This window comes from Shewanella hanedai (genome assembly GCF_007197645.1).
GTDB lineage: Bacteria > Pseudomonadota > Gammaproteobacteria > Enterobacterales > Shewanellaceae > Shewanella > Shewanella hanedai.
Genome location: NZ_VKGK01000019.1, coordinates 46,861 through 67,216, shown reverse-complemented (window position 1 = coordinate 67,216; position 20,356 = coordinate 46,861). Strand labels below are relative to the sequence as shown.

14 protein-coding genes are annotated in these 20,356 nt (G+C 43.1%); 9 read left to right on the top strand and 5 right to left on the bottom strand.

The features are described from left to right. Nucleotides 1–301: 301 nt before the first annotated feature. Entirely contained in the window at nucleotides 302–1,372 is a 1,071-nt protein-coding gene (locus FN961_RS15560; protein WP_144041100.1) for an AraC family transcriptional regulator, read from the bottom strand. Between the two features lie 250 nt (nucleotides 1,373–1,622). Between FN961_RS15560 and FN961_RS15555 the strand changes: the two genes are divergently transcribed. Both FN961_RS15555 and FN961_RS15550 read left to right on the top strand, forming a co-directional pair. Continuing rightward, nucleotides 1,623–3,281, top strand: a complete 1,659-nt coding sequence (locus tag FN961_RS15555) for a pre-peptidase C-terminal domain-containing protein (RefSeq protein ID WP_144041099.1) — start codon at nucleotides 1,623–1,625, stop codon at nucleotides 3,279–3,281. Nucleotides 3,282–3,359: 78 nt separating this feature from the next. Beyond that, a complete protein-coding gene (locus FN961_RS15550) occupies nucleotides 3,360–4,886 on the top strand; it encodes a thioredoxin domain-containing protein (protein ID WP_185972808.1) in 1,527 nt (508 codons plus the stop codon). Between the two features lie 64 nt (nucleotides 4,887–4,950). On the opposite strand, the gene FN961_RS15545 is transcribed toward FN961_RS15550, so the two are convergent. Next, entirely contained in the window at nucleotides 4,951–5,805 is an 855-nt protein-coding gene (locus tag FN961_RS15545; RefSeq protein WP_144041097.1) for a LysR family transcriptional regulator, read from the bottom strand. Nucleotides 5,806–5,939: 134 nt separating this feature from the next. Between FN961_RS15545 and FN961_RS15540 the strand changes: the two genes are divergently transcribed. Both FN961_RS15540 and FN961_RS15535 read left to right on the top strand, forming a co-directional pair. Further along, nucleotides 5,940–6,599 carry a glutathione S-transferase family protein gene (locus FN961_RS15540; protein ID WP_144041096.1) on the top strand — a complete coding sequence of 220 codons (660 nt, stop codon included), beginning with the start codon at nucleotides 5,940–5,942 and terminating at the stop codon, nucleotides 6,597–6,599. Nucleotides 6,600–7,055: 456 nt separating this feature from the next. Beyond that, nucleotides 7,056–9,149: an alkyl/aryl-sulfatase gene (locus tag FN961_RS15535; RefSeq protein ID WP_144041095.1), complete on the top strand. Its 2,094-nt coding sequence runs from the start codon at nucleotides 7,056–7,058 to the stop codon at nucleotides 9,147–9,149. A gap of 81 nt (nucleotides 9,150–9,230) precedes the next feature. Here the strand turns inward: FN961_RS15535 and FN961_RS15530 are convergent, their stop codons facing one another. Both FN961_RS15530 and FN961_RS15525 read right to left on the bottom strand, forming a co-directional pair. Then, nucleotides 9,231–10,502 (bottom strand): ammonium transporter, encoded by a 1,272-nt coding sequence (locus FN961_RS15530; RefSeq protein WP_144041094.1) that lies wholly within the window; start codon nucleotides 10,500–10,502, stop codon nucleotides 9,231–9,233. Between the two features lie 405 nt (nucleotides 10,503–10,907). Next, nucleotides 10,908–11,870, bottom strand: coding sequence for a glucosaminidase domain-containing protein (locus tag FN961_RS15525; RefSeq protein ID WP_144041093.1), 963 nt, complete (start codon nucleotides 11,868–11,870; stop codon nucleotides 10,908–10,910). 260 nt (nucleotides 11,871–12,130) lie between these two features. Here FN961_RS15525 and FN961_RS15520 point away from each other — a divergent pair, with 260 nt between their 5' ends. The 5 genes from FN961_RS15520 to FN961_RS15500 all read left to right on the top strand — a co-directional run bounded on the left by FN961_RS15520 (nucleotide 12,131) and on the right by FN961_RS15500 (nucleotide 19,138). After that, the gene (locus tag FN961_RS15520) at nucleotides 12,131–13,654 is read left to right on the top strand and encodes a YifB family Mg chelatase-like AAA ATPase (protein WP_144041092.1); all 1,524 of its coding nucleotides are present in this window, start codon (nucleotides 12,131–12,133) and stop codon (nucleotides 13,652–13,654) included. A 118-nt stretch (nucleotides 13,655–13,772) separates the two neighbouring features. Next, nucleotides 13,773–14,678: an acyltransferase gene (locus FN961_RS15515; protein WP_144041091.1), complete on the top strand. Its 906-nt coding sequence runs from the start codon at nucleotides 13,773–13,775 to the stop codon at nucleotides 14,676–14,678. A gap of 7 nt (nucleotides 14,679–14,685) precedes the next feature. After that, on the top strand, nucleotides 14,686–15,612 hold the full coding sequence (locus tag FN961_RS15510; protein WP_144041090.1) for an acyltransferase: 927 nt from the start codon (nucleotides 14,686–14,688) through the stop codon (nucleotides 15,610–15,612). A gap of 467 nt (nucleotides 15,613–16,079) precedes the next feature. After that, complete coding sequence (locus tag FN961_RS15505) at nucleotides 16,080–16,475, top strand: hypothetical protein (RefSeq protein ID WP_144041089.1); 396 nt, start codon at nucleotides 16,080–16,082, stop codon at nucleotides 16,473–16,475. 329 nt (nucleotides 16,476–16,804) lie between these two features. Further along, the gene (locus tag FN961_RS15500; RefSeq protein ID WP_185972807.1) at nucleotides 16,805–19,138 is read left to right on the top strand and encodes a sensor domain-containing protein; all 2,334 of its coding nucleotides are present in this window, start codon (nucleotides 16,805–16,807) and stop codon (nucleotides 19,136–19,138) included. 64 nt (nucleotides 19,139–19,202) lie between these two features. Here the strand turns inward: FN961_RS15500 and FN961_RS15495 are convergent, their stop codons facing one another. Continuing rightward, the gene (locus tag FN961_RS15495; RefSeq protein ID WP_144041087.1) at nucleotides 19,203–20,291 is read right to left on the bottom strand and encodes a branched-chain amino acid aminotransferase; all 1,089 of its coding nucleotides are present in this window, start codon (nucleotides 20,289–20,291) and stop codon (nucleotides 19,203–19,205) included. Between the last annotated feature and the right edge of the window lie 65 nt (nucleotides 20,292–20,356).

Sequence of the window (20,356 nt, the reverse complement as noted above, 5' to 3'; positions counted from 1 at the left end):
CTAGTTTCAAAATAACTCGAATCAATAACTTTCAACACATAGTTTCGAGTCGATACAATCAATTTATCGACAAATGTTGAACATGTCAAATATGTTTTGAGTCGATACCAATCTATTCTGTATTAATATGGCTTTCATACCCAATGCTGTGAACCATGGATAACCAGCTGACACTTCAATTAACCTATTGATTAAAAACATGCAGTTAGCAAGCAATAGGTATTTATGAATGGAATAAATGACAAGTTTGGGGGAGAAGCTTTCTTAAATAATTTCATTTTATTATCAAGAAGTTAAATTATTAATTGCTTACACTATCAGAGACAAGAGCCTTGACCTTAGGTTGCTGACTGGCGATAGCTCTTTGCCGATACTCGGTAGGTGTCATGGATGTCCAACGTTTAAAGGCGCGATTAAACGCACTTGAACTGGAGAAATTTAAAGAACAATGCACAACTTTAATCTGGACGATGGGGTTTGCGACCATTTTAATTGCCAGACTTTTTCTCATGGAGTCACAAATTTCGGAATAGTTTCTACCTTCTGACATCAAACGCTTTTTAAGGGTACTCAAGCTAATATTAAAATGGCGAGCAGCCTGCTTTGCGCTAGGAATTTCTCCTCTACTGTTAGCCACATAATTGATGACTTGATGACAGAATGTCAGACCTAAAGAATAAGACTTTACCGCTTGATCTATTTTCCTTATCAACATATCTAATATCGCTGAGTTTGCCGAACGAACCTCTAATGCCAGCACACTATTATCAATAATGATCTCGCTTTTATGCTGATAAAAGTGAACCGGACAATTAAACACGCGTTGATAATGAGACAGGGAACTCAAAGGGCCGTGTCGAAAATTGACTTGCCGTAATTTAAGCTGAGACAGATCTTGTTTATCCACTAGCAACTTAGCTAACTGAATACCTGATGCGAAATCTAACTCAATTAATGCGGCAAGGTATTTATCATCAAGATCCGTCGTAACTTGATAGCTAGAGTCCACCTCCCCTCTAATAAAGCAGGACTTGAATGCCTGATTCATCACAGGTTTGTATTTTGAGGATAGTGTGAGAGCGGTATTCAAATTAGAGCAGTTCATTAATGCATAACCCACCAGACCATAGTCAGATGGATGAATATTCTCTCCTATTGTTAAACCAAAAGAGAGATCATTAGAAAATGAAGTGATCTGCTTTATCACCCACTCAATATCTTCAACAAAATAAACCGATTTCAATTCATTTAACTGAGTATCTACCGATCCAGCATCGGACAGCTCCTCTATATCCGAATGCTGTCGTTTCAATTGATTTAAATAACCGGAGATCAAGGAAAAATAGTTATGAGAAACGATGAGGTTTTGCACTTAACACCTCTATCTAAATAAATGACAAACATATGTTGTTTTTTTGTTGCATCCAATATCACAGAACTTCTTATCCAATGCAAGATTGAAATTGCAAAGTAAGCTCAAGGGATATTTTTGCCGCCTTTAGAGCCATTTATCCTCTATTACATACTGTTCATTATTTATTCTTGCTAGGTTAAATATTGTTAAATAAACAAGATTAATAATAAAAAAACTTAATACTCTGGGGAATAATGGACGAGGCTCTATGATGAAAAATGTAATTAATAGTCAAAAGTTCAAAAGCATATTAGCGATCAATATCTTAATGCTATCTGGTCATGCATTAGCAGCAACAGCATTAGAAAACAGTACCACAGTCACAGGATTAAGCGGGGCGTCAGCAAGTGAGACCTTTTTCACTTTAGCCGTACCTGAAGGAGCCACCAATTTAAACGTTAATACCAGTGGCGGTAGCGGAGATGTGGATCTGTATGTGAAATTTGGCAGTGCTCCTACAGACACTGTCTACGATTGCCGTCCATACAATAGCGGTAACAATGAATCCTGCGACATCAGCAACATTCAAACTGGTGACTATCATGTCATGCTAAAGGGCTACTCTGCCTATTCTGCATTAGCACTCACGGCAAGTTACGATGAACTAGGCACAACGCCACCGGCATCGAACACCACGGTGCTAGAAAATGGCGTTGCGTTGACGAACCTAACTGGCAGTAGTGGTCAGCAACTCATGTTCTCTTTTGAAGTTCCCGCTGGAGCTCAAGATCTTAATATCGCCATGTCCGGCGGCAGTGGAGATGCTGATCTTTATCTTAGATTCGGCGCAGAACCAACCACCAGCACCTATGATTGCCGCCCCTATAAAAGCGGTAACAATGAAACCTGTACCGTCACCAACATACAAGCAGGTACCTACTATTTGCTGATGAACGGTTACTCCAACTTTAACGGTATTTCATTGGTCGAAAATTATAATGAAGTGACCACGCCTCCGCCTGGCCCCGTGGCTGGCGTGGCTAATATCGCCGTAATCGGAGACAGCATTACCCGGGCATTTGGTGCTGACTGTACCTATAACAGCTCTTGGTGGTCTCTATTATGCCTTGCTGGTGGCGATCAGCCTGAGCACTCTTGGTTTGATGGTTCAAGCTCAGCGGTTAACAGTGTCTACGACCGCTACAAGGTACTCGACAGCTCAATCAACACTAACAATAGCGCAGTCACAGGAGCTGAATTGACAGGTATTCGTGAAGATGGTTCCGAGCCAAGCTTTGCCGCTCAAGCGAGCACTATTGTCGCCCAAACACCGACGCCGGATCATGTTGAATTGATTTTTGGTGGTAATGATCTGTGTAGCCGTGATTGTATCGATCCTGCAAACTGTAACGATCCTATCTATAGCGATGATGAATGGCGCCAAGCGATACGAACAGGTCTGAACACCTTAGTTGCCGGCATGCCAGAAGGCGCCAGTGTCTTACTCGGTAGTGTCCCTAGAGTGCAAGATATTCGCCAAGCGGGGATAGATAAACAAGCGGGTGATGCGTACATCAACTGTGAATCTATCTGGACCAGTTACGATGTGTGTTCAATCGTCACCAAGTCTGGCAACTTAAATGGCGAGTCCATGGCATCGCGGATCGCCGGTGTTGCTGCTGCTCAAAAACGCTATAACGCCATTCTTGCTGAAGAAGCCACCGCTTACAACGCAAATAGCAACGGCCTCAACCCTAACGGTATTGAAGTTGTGGCTGAGTATGTTGATGAAAGCACCCCCTCTGGCGGCACCTTCCAATTCGGTGCATCACACATCAATGGCGGTGATTGTTTCCACCCCAATGTGGCAACCCAGAGCTTAATCTCTGAACTGATGTGGAACTCGAATACAGATAAACCACAATAAGCAGTGCATGTACGCCATGGACGCACGTGTGCGCCCATGGCTTTATCTGATATCTCACGATTAACTAGGTTCAACATCATGCAGATAGGCCTTTTCTCTCTCAGATTTTTACTGCCCTTGTTTTTGATTGGATGCAGCGATCCGGAGCAAGCTAAACTCAATGACAAACCCACTGCAGTACACACAGAGTTAGGCTCAAAAAACCAAGGTCTTAATATCGTTGCCAAACTCGATAATGAGTTGATTTCGATGACTGAAATAGATGCCAAAATTCAACTCAAACTGTTTGATCTCGAGTGGCATAAATACCAGCTGAGAAAAGCAGCCCTTGACGCCACTCTAACCACAAAAATAGAGCTACGGCTCTCAGATACAGACGTCTCAGCTCCCTCAGACATTGAAATACTTCTGACGCCTCCTTCGGCGCCAAGAGTTCACCTACCCCAGACAGATAAAGCCATCAAAGGCAGCCCAGATGCAGAGATAAAACTGTCGCTATTTTGCAGTTATCAATCCTCCCACTGCGCACGACTTCAACCAGAACTCAGGGAGCTAGAAGCCCGCTATGGTCAGCTCGTCAATCTGGTTTTTTACGATCTTCCGCAAACCTTCCACCGCTACGGACAAGCCGCGGCTAATGCCAACCTTTGTGCCATGGAATCCGATAGTCAGTGGGCCTATCAAGCAGCGTTATATAGCAATATCAATCAGCTAAATAGAGAACGATACCTTATCATTGCCAATCAGCTGGGCTTAGATAAAAGCAGTTTTACCCATTGCATCGATCTCAACCAATATCAGGACAAACTAGACGCAGATCGTGAACTTGCTCAGCGCCTAGGACTTGGCAACGTGCCAGTATTATTCGTCAACGGCCTCTATACCAAAGGGGCGAATACCGCCGACGGCTATGGTTACTATATCAATCAAGAGTTGATCCGTTTAGGCCTGCCCATTCCTTCAAGCTTACCTTTGGGGTTAATTTCAACCTCAATAAATCAACCTAAACAAGATTCAAACGCACACCTTAAAGACCTTAATACCCAAGCGGTCACTGAGTATAAGCATGGCGACACGATTGCTAAACAGGTGACATTAGCGACCATTGAGCCTGAGCGAGTACTGTTGAACAATAACGGGCAGATGGAGTTTTTATTACTCAAACAAACTCAAAATCAGCGGGTCGCATCAACAGATTCGATGAGATCGCCAAGTACCGAAAACAAGTCAAACCATCCACACCGTGGAGCAGACTCCAGCGCCCAAGCCGAAAGATTTAAGCAGTTGCCCACCACAGCTAAAATGCAGCTATCCAAGCACTGGCTATCACAACATCTGCAAAACAAAGAGAAACTGGCGCAACATTTTCATGCTACTGAACATCAAATTGAAGGGGTACATCTGCTAAAACTCACCGAAATCGATAGAAGTGAGTTTTACAAAACCTTAGGACTTCAATCCGGTGATGTGGTGTTACAGGCAAATAATCAGTGGGTACACGAAGGCGCGAATCCGCTTTGGGATGCACTGGCTCAAGAGGAGATCACCCTATTGGTGATGAGAAAAGGGTTACCCATGAGGTTTGACTATAAAACTAAACCCTAATAGATGTTGATAGATTCAATAACCTAGGTGCTAGTACTAGCTTTCTAGCGCCTAGGTCCCTGCTTTACCGATCAATTTTCATCTCTGAAAACCCCTGCACCACTTGTTGAGCTAATTCAGCAGAGAACGGCGAATGGGCACGAGAGGATATCACCAACGCAATACCAATACTGGGCAAAGGTGGTAGCCGTTCAGACTCTATAATTAAGCTATCACTACCCGCACTCAATTTTGCCATCACTCCAAGTCCGATCCCTTGCTTCACCATGCCCTTAATTGCCGTTGCACTGCTACTCGAAGCCATCAAACGGTACCCCCTTCCCTGTTTCATCAAGCCATCTATGGCGGCTAAGTGGAACTTACAATCTTTTTGGAACAGGATGATAGGCAGCGGATCTTGCACCGTAAGTTCAAACTTTTCACTGCCAATCCACACACCCACATCGGTCGTCAATAGATAACCTTCATCGGAGTCCGGTAAGCGCGTCACGATAGCAGCATTGAGTTCCCCACTATCGAGCATGACTCGAATAAGGTAACTGGAGGCGCAAGTCACTTGTAGATCTAGCTTAGGTAAATAGCCATGCAGCAACTTAACAATGGACGGCAAAATAGAGTCGGCGTAGTCATCGGGGCAACCAAGGTGCAAACGCGGCCTAATATCCGGTGACTTCAACGCTGCCACGGTTTGATCATGTAACTGCAATATCGGCTTAGCATATAGAGCCAGACGTCGCCCTTGAACTGAGAGGATTAAATTTCTTCCCTCCTTCTCAAACAAGCCCTTACCCAACTCCTCTTCCAGCCGCTTCATCTGCATACTCACTGCAGATTGAGTTTTATGGGTTTGTTTTGCTGCTCGGGTAAAACTGCCCGTCTCCACAAAAGCGATAAAACTCCTTAGTGCATCAATATCCATCGTTCCCTCACTGGTAAGTTAACCCATTCGAATTATTGATAGATGACATCAAATCTATTCGTTAGTCAACATAAGTGCAAGCTCATATAGTAGCGAAACAGTCACAACACTAAGTACAAGATTAGGGAGATAGAATGGAACTTTATATCGGAAATAAGAATTACTCTAGCTGGTCATTGAGGGCTTGGTTAATGCTTGAAAAATCAGGCATCCCCTTCAATGAAGTAAAACTAAAGCTCTTCACTCCAGACTTTTATCGCCAGCTAGAAGGCATATCACCTAACTTAAAAGTACCAGCCTTGGTCGACGGAGACATCAGAGTATGGGATTCGTTAGCAATCTGCGAATACATCAATGAAACGTATATGTCTGGCACTGCTTGGCCTAAGAATCCAAGCCAAAAAGCCAAAGCACGCTCCATCGCCTGCGAGATGCATTCAGGCTTTAACGCACTGCGTGATGAACTGCCGATGAATGTCCGCGCCACCCGCTGTATCCAGCTCAGCGATGCCGCCAAAAAGGATATTCAACGCGTCGATGATATTTGGTCAAGCCAAATGGACACATTCGACACCGACAACTCTGGCAGCTGGTTATTCGACACTTGGTCCATCAGCGACATGATGTTTGCACCCGTTGTGATGCGCTTTCAATCATACGGCATTGCAGTATCCGACAACTCGCGCCGCTACATGAAATACGTGACTGAAAGCCCTGAAATGCAACGCTGGATCGCAGCAGCACTTGAGGAAACTGAGATAGTTGTTGAAGATGAAGCAGGTGTTCAGCTTTAAGTGTGATTAAACTTCATCAGTTACAAAACCCATTGCCTCCAATTACCCTTGGAATGTGCTAGTTCGTTCCAATATTCGAAAGGTTGATTGAAATTGTAAACATCTAACTTTTTCACTTCGATGACCTCTGAAGGGATTTCAAAGGGAGTCTATTGACCCCAATTAGGGTAAAAAGGCTTGTTCAGTATTAGTGGCAGCTAATTATGCTAACACTAAGGTTATTGATAGGTAAACATACCTGTACAAGTAACAAAAACAACTCAACCCAATGTTTTAAAACAATTTTATCTATATTTATTGACACCTGAATTGATTAGTTAGTATAACTTAGCAGCTGATAATTGTTACTTTCCAGTATCACGGTCGTAACCTGCTTGTTATCAATCACATTTCACGTGTCATTAAATAAAGACAAGTGAGTATCGTTTCATTGAACTCTAATTTAGGTTGCAAAGCATGAAAAAGTCTCTACTCGCGTCTATTATCCTTCCGGCTCTTTCTTTTGGCTCTATTGCAGGTACTAATGACCATGGTGCAGGTCAAGATGAACACGCATTAACTACCTCATTTATGTATCAAGGTAAGCCTGCCAGCGAAGCGACTAAAGCGTACAACAAAGCATTTGCTAAAGACCTTAATTTCAAAGACACCACCTCCTTCCAAGAAGGGCGAGCAAACCTTATTGCGCCTCTCGATAGCAAAACATCCGCACTCTTAGCTGATGCCTTCGAATTCATCGGTGAAGAGACGCCAGATACCATTAACCCGTCACTTTATCGTCAAGCACAAATGAACAATGAAGCTTATGGCTTGTATCAAGTGAATGAGAATATTTTCCAAATTCGCGGTACTGACTTAGCCAACATGAGCTTAGTACGCACCGACAATGGTTGGATAGTATTTGATCCACTGACAACAAAAGAGGCTGCTAAAGCATCACTTGAATTTGCCTTGAAGAACCTACCTTTTGGCAACAACGACCCAGTAGTGGCAATGGTCTATTCGCACTCCCATGCCGATCACTTTGGTGGCTCTCGAGGTGTTCAGGAGCTGTTCCCTGATGTGAAGGTTTATGGCTCAGCAAATATAACGAAAGAGATGGTTGATGAAAACGTACTCGCTGGTAATGCGATGTCACGTCGAACCTCATATCAATATGGGGCAACCATGGTGCCATCTGAAACCACTATCGTCGATGCAGCGCTATCCAATGGTATTGCCAAAGGAGAGATAACCTATGTGTTACCACACCATGAAACCAACCATGACAGTAAGTTTGAAACAGTAATCATTGATGGGTTAGAAGTCATATTTATGGATGCGTCAGGTACTGAAGCGGTATCAGAAGCCGTGGCCTATATTCCCAGTATGAAGACGATATGGTCAGCAGAAGTCACCTACAAAGGCATGCACAATGTGTATACATTGCGTGGTGCCAAAGTACGAAATGCACTTAAGTGGTCAAAAGAGATCAACAACATGATTCAGCAGTGGGGTGGTGAAGCTGAATTTCTCTTTGGCGCCCATAGTTCACCTGTGTGGAAAAACGATAACATCAATGATTTCCTTAAACTACAGCGTGATAACTATGGATTTGTCCATAATCAGTCACTGCGTTTAGCCAACAATGGTGTTGTTATACAAGATATTGGTTGGGAGATTGAAAAAGCGCTGCCTAAATCCATAAAAGATGCGTGGCATACCAATGGTTACCACGGCACTTATTCCCATAATGCTCGAGCTGTTTATAACATGTATTTAGGGTTTTTCGACATGAACCCAGCCAATCTTAATCCGCTACCAACTAAAGCCGAAGCCGCTAAATTTGTCGAATACATGGGAGGTGATAAAGCGATATTAAAGCGTGCTAATGCTGATTTTGCAAAAGGTGAATATCACTTTGTTGCCACAGCGCTGAACAAAGTGGTCGTCAATAATCCAAGTAATAATGATGCTCGTAATCTACTCGCTGATACCTATGAGCAGCTAGGTTATCAATCAGAAGGTGCGGGGTGGAGAAACATTTATTTATCTGGCGCTCAAGAATTGCGTATTGGCCGTCAAGCTGGTGCCATCAAATCAGCGTCTGCCGATGTGATTGCTGAAATGCCTATCGGCTCATTACTTGATTTTATTGCAATTCAAGTGGACTCAATAAAGGCGCAAAACTATCAATTCGAAGTTAATTTAGTACTCTTAGACACTAAAGAGATCTATGTAGTTGAATTGGCCAACGGTAACTTAAGTAGCGCGCAAATTGAGGCAGAAAAGCCTGGAGCAACAGCAACCTTCTATATTAATCAATCTGATATCGTGAAGTTAAACCTTAAGCAAACATCGATGAAAGCATTGCTAGACAGTAAGGCCGCTACCATTAAAGGGGATGCTTCTTTCTTAGAGATTTTAGCCAAAGTAACCACAGAGTTTGATCCTGCATTTGAAATTGTACCACTCCCTTCAGACAAGGTGATCGAAGCTAACCGGGCGACTTTTATGCAGAATGTACAAAAGCCTGCTCACAATAATCGTCACCACGGCCACGATAAATAGTCGTCGTACAGTGATAATGTTTGGAATTAACAAATTATAAACCGCTCATTGAGCGGTTTTTTCTTAGGCCGACTCACACACTTAATCTGCTTTATCGCTTTTGCTTTCATCATCCATAACTTGATCTTTGGCGTTATCTTCATGATGGTAGGCTTCCTCACCAAACTCAGCAAAATCAAGACCTTGATCTTGCTCATCATCAGATATCTTTAACCCTCCGTTAGCATCAACAAGCTTAAGGATCCATTTCGTCAGTAGCCAAGAATATAAAACGATAAAAATCACCGCAAACAACTGCACAAAAAATTGCGATATCCCAGCATCAACTTTATCTATCGCGTCACTGGCAAAAAGGCCGATAAGTAATGAGCCTGTGATCCCGCCAACGCCATGGGCACGCCATACTTCCAGTGCATCATCAATATCCAGCTTTTGTTGCACGTACTTGGCAAAGTAGCAAGCCGTAGCACCAATAGCACCAATAAGGAGCGCAGAACTGGGTTCAACATAACCCGCAGCGGGAGTGATTGTGGCTAATCCGGCAACAGCGCCAACTAATACACCTGAAAAAGAGGGTTTACCATGTTCACGCCAATCCCAGAACATCCAGACCAGCATCGCAGTAGAGCCCGCTAATGTCGTATTGGTAAACGCATAAGCGGCGAGTTCATTAGCAGCATAAGCACCGCCTGAATTAAAACCAAACCAGCCAAACCATAAAAGCCCTGCGCCTACTGCAACTAGAGGTAAATTTGCCGGCTCCTCTCTCTTACCCTCTTTCGTACTTCTGCGCTTACCCACATACATAGCAACGGTTAAGGCTGAAACACCTGCAGTGGTATGGACCACCAACCCACCAGCAAAATCAACCACGCCCATTGATGCCATAAAACCATTGCCCCAGACCCAATGCGCCACAGGAATGTAAACCAGTAAGCTCCATAAAATAATGAATTTGAGATAAGCGGGAAACTTAAATCGTCCGGCAAAAGCGCCGGTCATCAATGCAGGAGTAATAATGGCAAACATCATTTGATAGGCAAAAAATAAAATAAACGGCACGCTCTTAGCGTATGTATCGTTCGGCTCTGCGCCAATATGGTAGAACCCCATAAATTCAGTCAAAGAACCAATCACACCTCCTACATCACTACCAAATGCTAGGCTAAACCCACCAAACACCCATAAAATGGCTATTACTCCCATGCAAATAAAGTTTTGCATCATAATAGTTAGCATGTTTTTTTCATTTACCATTCCCCCATAAAAGAGCGCTAGCCCGGGGGTCATTAATAACACCAGTGCTGTGCATAACAGCAAAAATGCAGTATCGCCAGTATTAATCATAACCATAACATTACCTTATGAAGTACTTTTGACTTGCTTGTAATTAATCCTTCTTGATAGCCCACTGACTTATCAATATTAAAAGTGGCCGAATCAAGCCATATTACCTGTGCGTTTTATGCTCAAGCAATAATAAATAGTGCCACTCATCATGAATAAACGGAAGGAGTTATGGGGAGTTTTCAAGTTTGTATATTAAGTGGGACGGTGAGTTAAAATAGCAAGATGGATATAATAGGTTAATTGCTTAATCAAAATAAGAATAAGGACACTTATCATAATTTTTTGATAATAACGATAAGTGCCTAAGTTAATTATTCATTTATATTTAACGAAATAAATACCAACTATTAGGTCAGTCAGTCAACCATAATAAAATGTCATCATTTCTTATTAGTATGGCTAGATAAATTAATGTTCAAACTTAATTCGTTTACGTCCGCCTGATGAGTCCAATTCAGCCTTGTCGTAACTGTCCAGATGATGATGCTGAATTAAGCTACGCAGATTATCCACATAAGCCTGACCACGCACGGAATAGTTGGCTAACGCTGCAACTAACTCATACCCAGTGACAGATTTGCCTTTAGCCTGCAGTGTCTGACGCAACTGCCACAGCTCATGATAGGCACGACTGGAATTGAGATTATAAATATAGGCAGCAGTTCCCTGATATAGGTTATCAAAGGCTGCCACTTTTACATGCCCTCCAGGGGTTGAGAGGTATTTCCCACCCCCTTGCGGTAAGTGTTCACCATAGAGGGCATTACCTTGGACTGCAAAATGACTGGTTCCCCAACCACTTTCATCTATCCCTTGGGCTAACACCATACCCGTTGGGATCACATCTATATGAAGAAGTAGCAGCTCAATACTCACGGATTGTTTATCGTCACTTTGCTGTGGTTCATCTTTTTTAGCACTGCTTTTAAGGCCATAATTGCTAGCTAAAGAGTGTAACCAAGCTTGCTCCTTCGCACTCCAGGTTGCACTTGGTTTCTCTGCCATCAAGGTTAAGTTAGCCCTCACTTTTAAGATCTGCTCATTTACCGCTAAGACATTCGGCAGTAACAGGCGTACAAAATCGTTTATCTTATTATCGACTGTTTGCTCATTAAGATCCTCTGGCAAATTCATCACATACAACTCAGGGACATGATGGTTTTGTCTGACTGTTTTCAAGGCATAACCAGATTGAGCAAACACTTTAGTCAACTGGGCAGCATTTGCTAGCGTGATTTCATCATTAACGTCGGCATAAGGCTGTTTAATGTTCTCAGGCATTAAGGGAAGTGACTCAGTACCAGCCACAGCATTCGTCACGGTGAAAATGCCAATGAACAGTAAAGCGTTGAGGGGACGAAAAGGTGTCATAGTGATTCACTCCACAGTTGCTTAAACTAACAAGCCAAACATTCGGTTTGCCCAAGTCATCTATCCAACCATTTTACCTAAAATACAACAATGACCAAGCACAAAGATTCAGGCTAAGAAAGACCCACCAGTATTAAGCCAGAGCACTTTTCCCCTGCTACACTTTATATTTGAAACTTTATTAAAAATAACTTTAATAACATCGCATTGCGATATAAATAGAGATGCATAGCAGATCTATTAAGCAAAAGGATTTGTTTATGGCCATCGCCTGTGTCGCCACAAGAGCCAGCAAAGGCGTCGACGCACCACCCGTCACCGTTGAAGTTCACTTAAGTAATGGGCTGCCAGCATTTAATTTAGTTGGTCTACCAGAAACTTCAGTTAAAGAAGCCAAAGAGCGAGTCCGTAGCGCCATTATCAACGCTGGTTTTGAATTTCCCATGCGTCGAATCACGGTTAATTTGGCACCTGCAGATCTACCAAAACAGGGAGGACGTTACGATCTTCCCATCGCTATCGGCATATTAGCCGCCTCGGAACAAATCCCTAAAAATGCGCTAGCCGATCATGAATTTGTCGGTGAACTCGCGCTATCTGGCCATATCAGACATAGTCATGGACTCTTGCCAGTCATTGTTGAGGCGCGTAAACAGGACACCAAAATTGTTATCCCTCTGGACAACCGCGCCGATGCGGAGCTGGTGGGATATAACAAGGTTCATTTTGCTTCCCATCTTCAAGGATTAAGTGAATACCTGCACGGCCAGGCACCGCTGCCCGGTATTGAGTCAGGCCTAGAGTGGATTTCAAATGACCCAGTGTCAGAGCATGCTTGTTTCAGTGAAGTGATAGGTCAATACCATGCTAAGCATGGGTTAGAGATAGCCGCAGCAGGTAACCACAATATTTTATTACTTGGGCCACCTGGAACCGGTAAAAGCATGCTTGCCAGTCGCATGATGCAGCTCTTACCGCCTTTGGATTACGATGAGGCACTGGAAGTCGCTACCTTGCATTCAGTCGCTGGTCACGAAATCAAACCAAAACAATTTTATACCCGCCCCTTTCGTAACCCGCACCATACGAGCTCAGCTATCTCACTGGTGGGTGGAGGAAGCATCCCCAAACCTGGCGAGATATCACTGGCCCATCGTGGGGTGTTGTTTTTAGATGAAGTGGTGGAGTTTCCGAGAAAAGTTCTCGATTGTCTGCGTGAGCCGATGGAAAGTGGCGAGGTGGTGATCTCCCGCGCAGCGGCGAAACTCACCTTCTTAAGTCGCTTTCAGTTAATTGCAGCCATGAACCCCAGCCCTTGTGGTGATATCGACAATGCCAGAGCCACACCGGATCAAATCCAGCGTTATCTTTCACGTCTATCAGGGCCTTTTCTCGACCGATTTGATCTCACCATCGAAGTACCTCGATTGCCTGAAGGTGCATTAACCAAAACTGACACTAAATCTGAAACCAGCGCAGAAATAGCGGTAAGAGTAAAACAAGCCAGAGAGTTACAGTTGAGCCGTGCTGGATGCCTCAACAGTGAACTGACAGGAAAACAACTCAAAGAGGTAGGTCAATTTAAACAAGCTGATCTGCTTTTTCTGGAGCAAAGCGTCAACAAATTAAATCTTTCGATACGCAGTTTTCATCGCCTTCAACGGGTATCTCGCACCATTGCCGATCTTCAACAGAGTCCAACCGTAGAGCGTAATCACATCGCTCAAGCACTCGGTTACCGCGCGATGGACAGGCTACTAAACAGCTTAAAAACCACTTATTAACATAAATGTCTATTAATCCGCTATAAAAATGAAAATTTCACTGATCTGGCACATCAATATTGAGCAAAAGCCCTACTGAGAGTAGTATAAGTCTCCAATTTGTATCAGGGGATGTTACGTGGGTGGAATTTGTTCTTTAATCAAGGGCTCTCTGGCTTTTGTCTGCTGGGTCATTAATACGGTGTTTTGGGTGCTCCCGATCGTCCTATTAAGCCCGATTAAATTGATTCCTGTACCTTTTATTCGAACTGCGATCTCATCGTTGCTTGATAACTGCGCTACTGCTTGGATCTCTATCAATGGGGTTATCGAGCGTTTTTTTCATCCGGTAAAAATTCATCTGCACAGCGATGCTGAGCTTAGTCCCAAAGAGTGGTACATGGTTATTGCTAATCATCAGTCTTGGGTTGATATCTTAATTTTACAGCGAGTCTTAAATCGAAAGATCCCCTTTTTGAAGTTCTTTCTTAAAAAGGAGCTTATCTTCGTGCCATTTTTAGGTCTAGCTTGGTGGGCGTTGGATTTCCCGTTCATGCGCCGTTATAGCTCGGCTCAACTCAGAAAAAACCCTAAGCTTAGGGGCAAAGATATTGAGATCACACGTAAAGCGTGTGCAAAATTTAAATCTAAGCCCGTTAGCGTGATGAACTTTGTTGAAGGCACCCGATTTCAAGCGAATAAACATCAACAACAAAATTCTCAATTTAAACGCCTACTGAAACCTAAAGCGGGTGGACTTGCCTTTGCACTATCAGCCATGGGCGAACATATTAATAAATTGGTGGATGTCTCTATTTATTACCCAGACAAGGTGCCGAGTTATTGGGAATATATTAGTGGTCAGGTTAATGAGGTGCATGTTCATATCACGGTCACGGAGATCCCAGCCGAGATGAGGGGGGATTACATGAAAGATAGAGCCTTTAAGATCGCATTCCAAGAACAGCTTAATCATATTTGGCAAGAAAAAGACCAAATGCTGGAGCTGTTAGCCAAAGACAACAAAGTAGACCAGAAGGTGTAACTGTACGATGCTGAATTTTTTACCCGCTTCACTGCTATACCTTATGAGTTCACTGCTCTTAGCCATTAATACTACGGTATGGGCAGGCTTAATCAGCTTAGGTGGCATTATCAAACTCTTCGTGCCTTTTACGGCGGGCCGAAACCTCCTCACTAAGATCATGAATCGATTTATGTGGGCATGGGCCACCTGTAATGGCGGTATTCTCTATCTGCTTGCAGATATTGAGTGGGATATTCAGGGGTTAGAAAATTTAGACAAGAGCAGTTGGTATTTGCTGATCAGCAACCACCTCAGTGGTTTCGACATTGCAGTGCAAACTTACGTGTTGCGTAACAATATCCCTATGCTCAAGTTTTTCCTTAAACGTGAGTTAATGTATATCCCCTTTTTAGGCCTAGGATGTTGGGCACTGGACATGCCATTTATGAGCCGTACCAGCCCAGCAAAGCTGAAGAAGAATCCAAAGCTAAAAGGCAAAGATTTAATTTCGACTCGACGTGCCTGCCAGAAGTTTAAAACTATGCCGACTTCAATCATCAACTATGTTGAGGGCAGCCGTTTTACCGAAGAGAAACGTACCCGTCAGGATTCGCCATATCGTTATCTACTTAGGCCTAAAGCCGGTGGCATCGCCTTTACGCTTTCTGCGATGGGCGAGCAGTTCACTCACCTACTCAACTGCACATTGGTTTATCCTGAGGCTCAGTCTGATCCTTTATCAGAGGTGATGCATGGGAAAATTAAGAAAATTATCGTTAAAATTGAAATCTTACCCGTCCCAGAAGTCGATAATAAACGTTACTTTTCAGAACCCGCTTATCGCGTCGAATTCCAGCGTTGGTTAAATCAACTATGGGAAGAAAAAGATGAGCAGATACATCAAGTGATGAAGCAGCACGGCGTTGCCAAAGAAGACAAACCATCACAATAATGTTTAAAATCTAGGTGTTATACCAATCAGTATAAGAAGTTGATCTACTCAGAGTGTTTTTGGGCAAACTAATTAAAGGCGAATGGAAGACATAATGGTTGTTCCCTTATGAGTTCATTCAACACAGAAGTAGGCAGCCAAAAACACTCGTTGCAAGCCACATGGATGTGGTGAATGTCATTAATGCAGGAGCAATTAATGACCTTGCCTCAGGACCGCTAAACCCTCGCTGAGCGATCAAATCTTTATACTGATTGGTATTAAGTTTGTGTAAGCGACAGAGATAGAGCCTACACTTTCAACATCTAGTGTCCCCTCTTGACTCTGAACTCCTCGCAATCCGCCTCCCCCAGCTAAAACACGCAAAAATGCACTTCGGACAGTTCAACCACTAAAACCACCCAACTCAAAGCAAAATGCTGGAATTGATTACATTTTAAGCATTAAGATAAATAAAAAATATAACTATGAAAAAGTGTCAATTGATAAGCCTGTTCATCGGTAAAATATTCACTCTTAGCATTGCCTTCTCAATACTCGTTGGCTGTTCTACTTTAATACCAACAAAGCAAGTTTCGCCCCATGAAGTGAGTGTGAGTGAACTGGGCTACTACTGGTTCGTTAGAAACGGTTCCTTGGATTGGTCATCGCTTTCAAGTGCCGAAGCACAGCAAAATCTCACCGCCACATTGACCATAAATTCAGAAGGAATAATTGAAAGAGTAGAGCTACAAGGAGGCGGAAATGAAATTGATGTCAGTGAACATCAACTGGCTGAACTCTCTAAACAAAAGTTCTCACCTACAGTCAATAACATTGATAAACAGCCAGTTAGACTGACCGTTTCCATTAGCCAACATTAATCTGAGTCGATATCTCTCTTATCCCCATTAATATCAGGCCATAACTTTAATAGACTGACCGCTAATGGCGGTGTCCAATGACTCACAGCACCTTACCTAATTGCTGCAATGACTAGCACTCTATTCATAGGCTCTTTAGATGAGTATCGAATTGCTCCCCCTAAAAAGACACATAAAGATACGCACTTGTATATGCTGGTGATTTATTGTATATATAACCCACAATTAAAATCGATGAAACCTTTAGCAGAATGTTCGCAAAAATACCGACACTAATTCTCCTTTGCCTACTTCTGGCGTATTCCAGTTCAGGTTCAACAGAACCCTTATTGTCATCAAAGCCATTGAGCCTTGATGAAAAAAAACCTGCCCTATTCTGCTCCATACCCAATATAGATACCGATAAAGTCGAACAAGCACAAATCCCACCGCAACTTATTATGTTCCCATTGCTGAATGCAATCACCAATAACCGCGCTTTTACCGCAAAATATAGCTTCTATAACGCTAGACTGACAATCCTGCTGCAACTCCTTTTGACTATCACCTTATTAGGTTTACTCACTTTGTTGTTACTTAGACTGCAAGCAAAGCGTAAACAAAGTGTCTTAGCAGCGAAGACGATCAGAGAATCAGAGGAGCGATTAAAACTCGCCTTATGGGCATCTGGCGATGGCATGTGGGATTGGGATATCCATAACAATACGGTTTTTAGAAGTCATATTGCTAACCCTAAGTTGTTTGGTAAAAATAACCAGACCTTACTGAGTATTATGCACCCTCAGGACAAACCTCGTGTGGAGCAGCTGCTCAAGCAACATCTTAATAGTGAGAGCATTTTTTTCGAAGCTGAATACAGAATAGAGCAAGCTCAAGATCAATGGATATGGCTATTAGACAGGGGGAAAGTGGTAGAGCGGGATAGCCAAAACACCCCTATTCGTATGGCTGGCATCCATAAAGATATTTCCGCAAGAAGAGAGATAGAAAACAAGTTATGGCTGTCAGCACAAGTGCTGCAAAGTATGAGTGAAGCCGTAATTATTGGTGATATTAACCATCAGGTTATCTCCGTAAACCCAGCTTTTAGTCAAATAACTGGGTTTAATTTTGAGCATATTGTCGATAAGCATCTGTTAGAGTTTGCATTCAACCCTCAAGCTAGATCGCAATATAAAAAGATCTTATTCGAGTTGAGCACTAACCATTACTGGTCAGGGGAAAGTTGCATAACACACCGTGATGGAAGCCAAATTTTAACCTGGCTAGAGGTCAATAAGATCTATGATGAGAATGGTAAAAAGGATCACTTTGTTGCGATATTTACCGATATTAGTGCCCGTAAAAAAGCGGAAGAAAATCTTAGGTTGCTGGCCAACTACGACACGTTAACAGGCTTGCCCAATCGTAGCTTATTCCATGACAGATTAAAGCACGCCATAGACAAAGCCAAAAGAACACACAGCTTAATCGCACTGTTATTTATCGACCTTGATCGATTTAAATTCATCAATGATTCCATGGGACATCATATTGGCGATCTTTTGCTTAAGTTAGTGGCCCAACGTCTTCAGGATATTATAAGAGAAGGTGATACTGTCGCCAGACTTGGCGGGGATGAATTTATCATTATTTTGGAAAATTTGAGTAATACCTCAGCAGCTGAGTCCGTCGCAGAAAAACTGATTCAGACCTTTAAAGCCCCCTTTATCTTGGATGGGAAAAAGTTTGTCGTTTCCACATCCATTGGGATTAGTTTATGCCCCACAGATGCTTCGAACAGTGAACTACTGGTCAAATCTGCCGACACGGCCATGTACTATGCCAAGTCACAGGGTCGAAATAACTTCCAGTTTTACTTACCGGCAATGAATGAAGTGACATCTCGTCAATTGTCGCTCGAGGCTGGCCTTAAAGAAGCGATTGAACGCGATGAGCTGTATCTGGTTTATCAACCTAAATACACCCTTCCTCAGCATAAGTTAACGGGATTTGAAACCCTATTACGTTGGGAGTCGAACACGCTTGGCAGCATCTCCCCCATGGAGTTTATTCCTGTTGCCGAAGAGATAGGCATGATTGAGCTGATAGGTCACTGGGTATTAAACCAAGCCTGTCAGCAGCTCTCCGTTTGGCACCAAATAGGCCACACTGACTTAACTATTGCTGTCAATCTATCGGCGAAACAATTGAAAACAGATCTGGTCTCGATAGTTCAAGCTGCGCTTGCGGTTGCGAATCTTCCCGCTTCAGCATTGGAGTTAGAGATCACTGAATCGAGTATCATGAAAAACCCCACGGATGCTGTCACCATCTTCACTCAACTTAAAGAGCTCGGTATCTCCTTAGCCATTGATGATTTTGGAACTGGCTATTCAAGTTTGAGTTATTTGAAACACTTTCCAGTCGACACCTTAAAAATCGATAAAAGTTTTGTGCACGATATTGATAGTAAAAAGGCCGACGCCACCATCACCACTGCGATCATAGCCTTGGCAAAAAGCTTACAATTAGAGGTGGTCGCTGAAGGCGTTGAAAATCATAAACAACTGTCGCTATTGACCGACTATCAATGCGATCAGGTGCAAGGGTTTCTGTTTAATAAACCGTTAACACCAGATGAGTGTGATCACTTGTTCTTTAAAACAGCGCAGGCTATTTAATACTGTAGCTGCCAATAAAAAAGGCGCCTAAGCGCCTTGTTTAATTTGGTCTATAGCAACTTGATCACGCGTTACGTTCTACATGCTGTATCCAACCATCAGGGCCTTGAAGCTTACCCTTTTGGATATCAGTCAATGTCTTATATAAACGACGAGTGTGTTCACCAACCTGACCATCACCAACAGTAACGATTCGATTATCTTCGAAAATATAAGAACCTACTGGAGAGACGACTGCTGCAGTACCAAAACCACCTGCTTCAATAATTTCACCGGATTCGATATCACTGATGAATTTATCTAGCATCACAGTCTCTTGGCGTACTTCACAACCTAATATCCCACCTAAATCTAATATAGATTGAGAGGTGATAGATTTCAGAATCGTGTCAGTAAAGCTAGGAATGATCACTGTGCCATCTTTTAAGATATGAAAGTGGTTCATCGCGCCCACTTCTTCTATCTGCTTATTGTTCGCATCAAGATAGAGCACTTGAGCTGCGCCATACTCAGCCGCCGCTTTACCCGCCTTCAATGACGCAGCATAGTTGCCCGCAGCCTTTGAAGCACCAGTTCCACCAGAAACTGCACGGTGAAAACGCTCGCTAATCAGCAGACGAATCGCTTTATCAAATCCGTCAGCATAATAAGGTCCACTCGGGCTAAGCATCACACAAAAAGTGTATTCCTGACTTGGACTCACTGACAGTCTATCTTCAGTCGCGAAGATAAAAGGTCTGATATAGAGGCAAGCATCTTCCTGCATTGGGAACCAAAGTCTATCCACATCGATCAAAGCATTAATGCCTGCAAGCTGCATTGATTCAGGTAAGCCCGGAATGCATAAGATGTCAGCAGAGCGATTGAGTCGCTCGGCATTTTTATCTAATCGGAAGGTATAGATCTCACCATCATCATGCCTAAAGGCTTTAGCCCCTTCAAACACAGATTGACCGTAATGTAGCGCGATAGCGCCCGGTGCAACTTGAAATGGCCCATAAGGGACAACTCTTGGATCACACCACTCACCGTCGCGATAATCCATTAAAAACATATGATCGGTTCTGAGGTTACCGAAGCCCACATTAGTTTCAGGCTCGAACTGCTCAGTACGGCGTTCTAACGCAGGTTTTAAATTATAATTTATGTGCATTGCTTACCACCTTAAATACTGACTGAGCAGCCTATTCAGTGGTCACAATAAAGTCAAGTAAAACG

Excerpts from the sequence above, each read along its gene's own strand:
- FN961_RS15555 (WP_144041099.1), top strand. The coding sequence starts at position 1,623 with ATGATGAAAAATGTAATTAATAGTCAAAAGTTCAAAAGCATATTAGCG.
- FN961_RS15550 (WP_185972808.1), top strand. The coding sequence starts at position 3,360 with ATGCAGATAGGCCTTTTCTCTCTCAGATTTTTACTGCCCTTGTTTTTG.
- FN961_RS15545 (WP_144041097.1), bottom strand. The coding sequence starts at position 5,805 with ATGGATATTGATGCACTAAGGAGTTTTATCGCTTTTGTGGAGACGGGC.
- FN961_RS15540 (WP_144041096.1), top strand. The coding sequence starts at position 5,940 with ATGGAACTTTATATCGGAAATAAGAATTACTCTAGCTGGTCATTGAGG.
- FN961_RS15535 (WP_144041095.1), top strand. The coding sequence starts at position 7,056 with ATGAAAAAGTCTCTACTCGCGTCTATTATCCTTCCGGCTCTTTCTTTT.
- FN961_RS15530 (WP_144041094.1), bottom strand. The coding sequence starts at position 10,502 with ATGGTTATGATTAATACTGGCGATACTGCATTTTTGCTGTTATGCACA.
- FN961_RS15525 (WP_144041093.1), bottom strand. The coding sequence starts at position 11,870 with ATGACACCTTTTCGTCCCCTCAACGCTTTACTGTTCATTGGCATTTTC.
- FN961_RS15520 (WP_144041092.1), top strand. The coding sequence starts at position 12,131 with ATGGCCATCGCCTGTGTCGCCACAAGAGCCAGCAAAGGCGTCGACGCA.
- FN961_RS15510 (WP_144041090.1), top strand. The coding sequence starts at position 14,686 with ATGCTGAATTTTTTACCCGCTTCACTGCTATACCTTATGAGTTCACTG.
- FN961_RS15505 (WP_144041089.1), top strand. The coding sequence starts at position 16,080 with ATGAAAAAGTGTCAATTGATAAGCCTGTTCATCGGTAAAATATTCACT.
- FN961_RS15495 (WP_144041087.1), bottom strand. The coding sequence starts at position 20,291 with ATGCACATAAATTATAATTTAAAACCTGCGTTAGAACGCCGTACTGAG.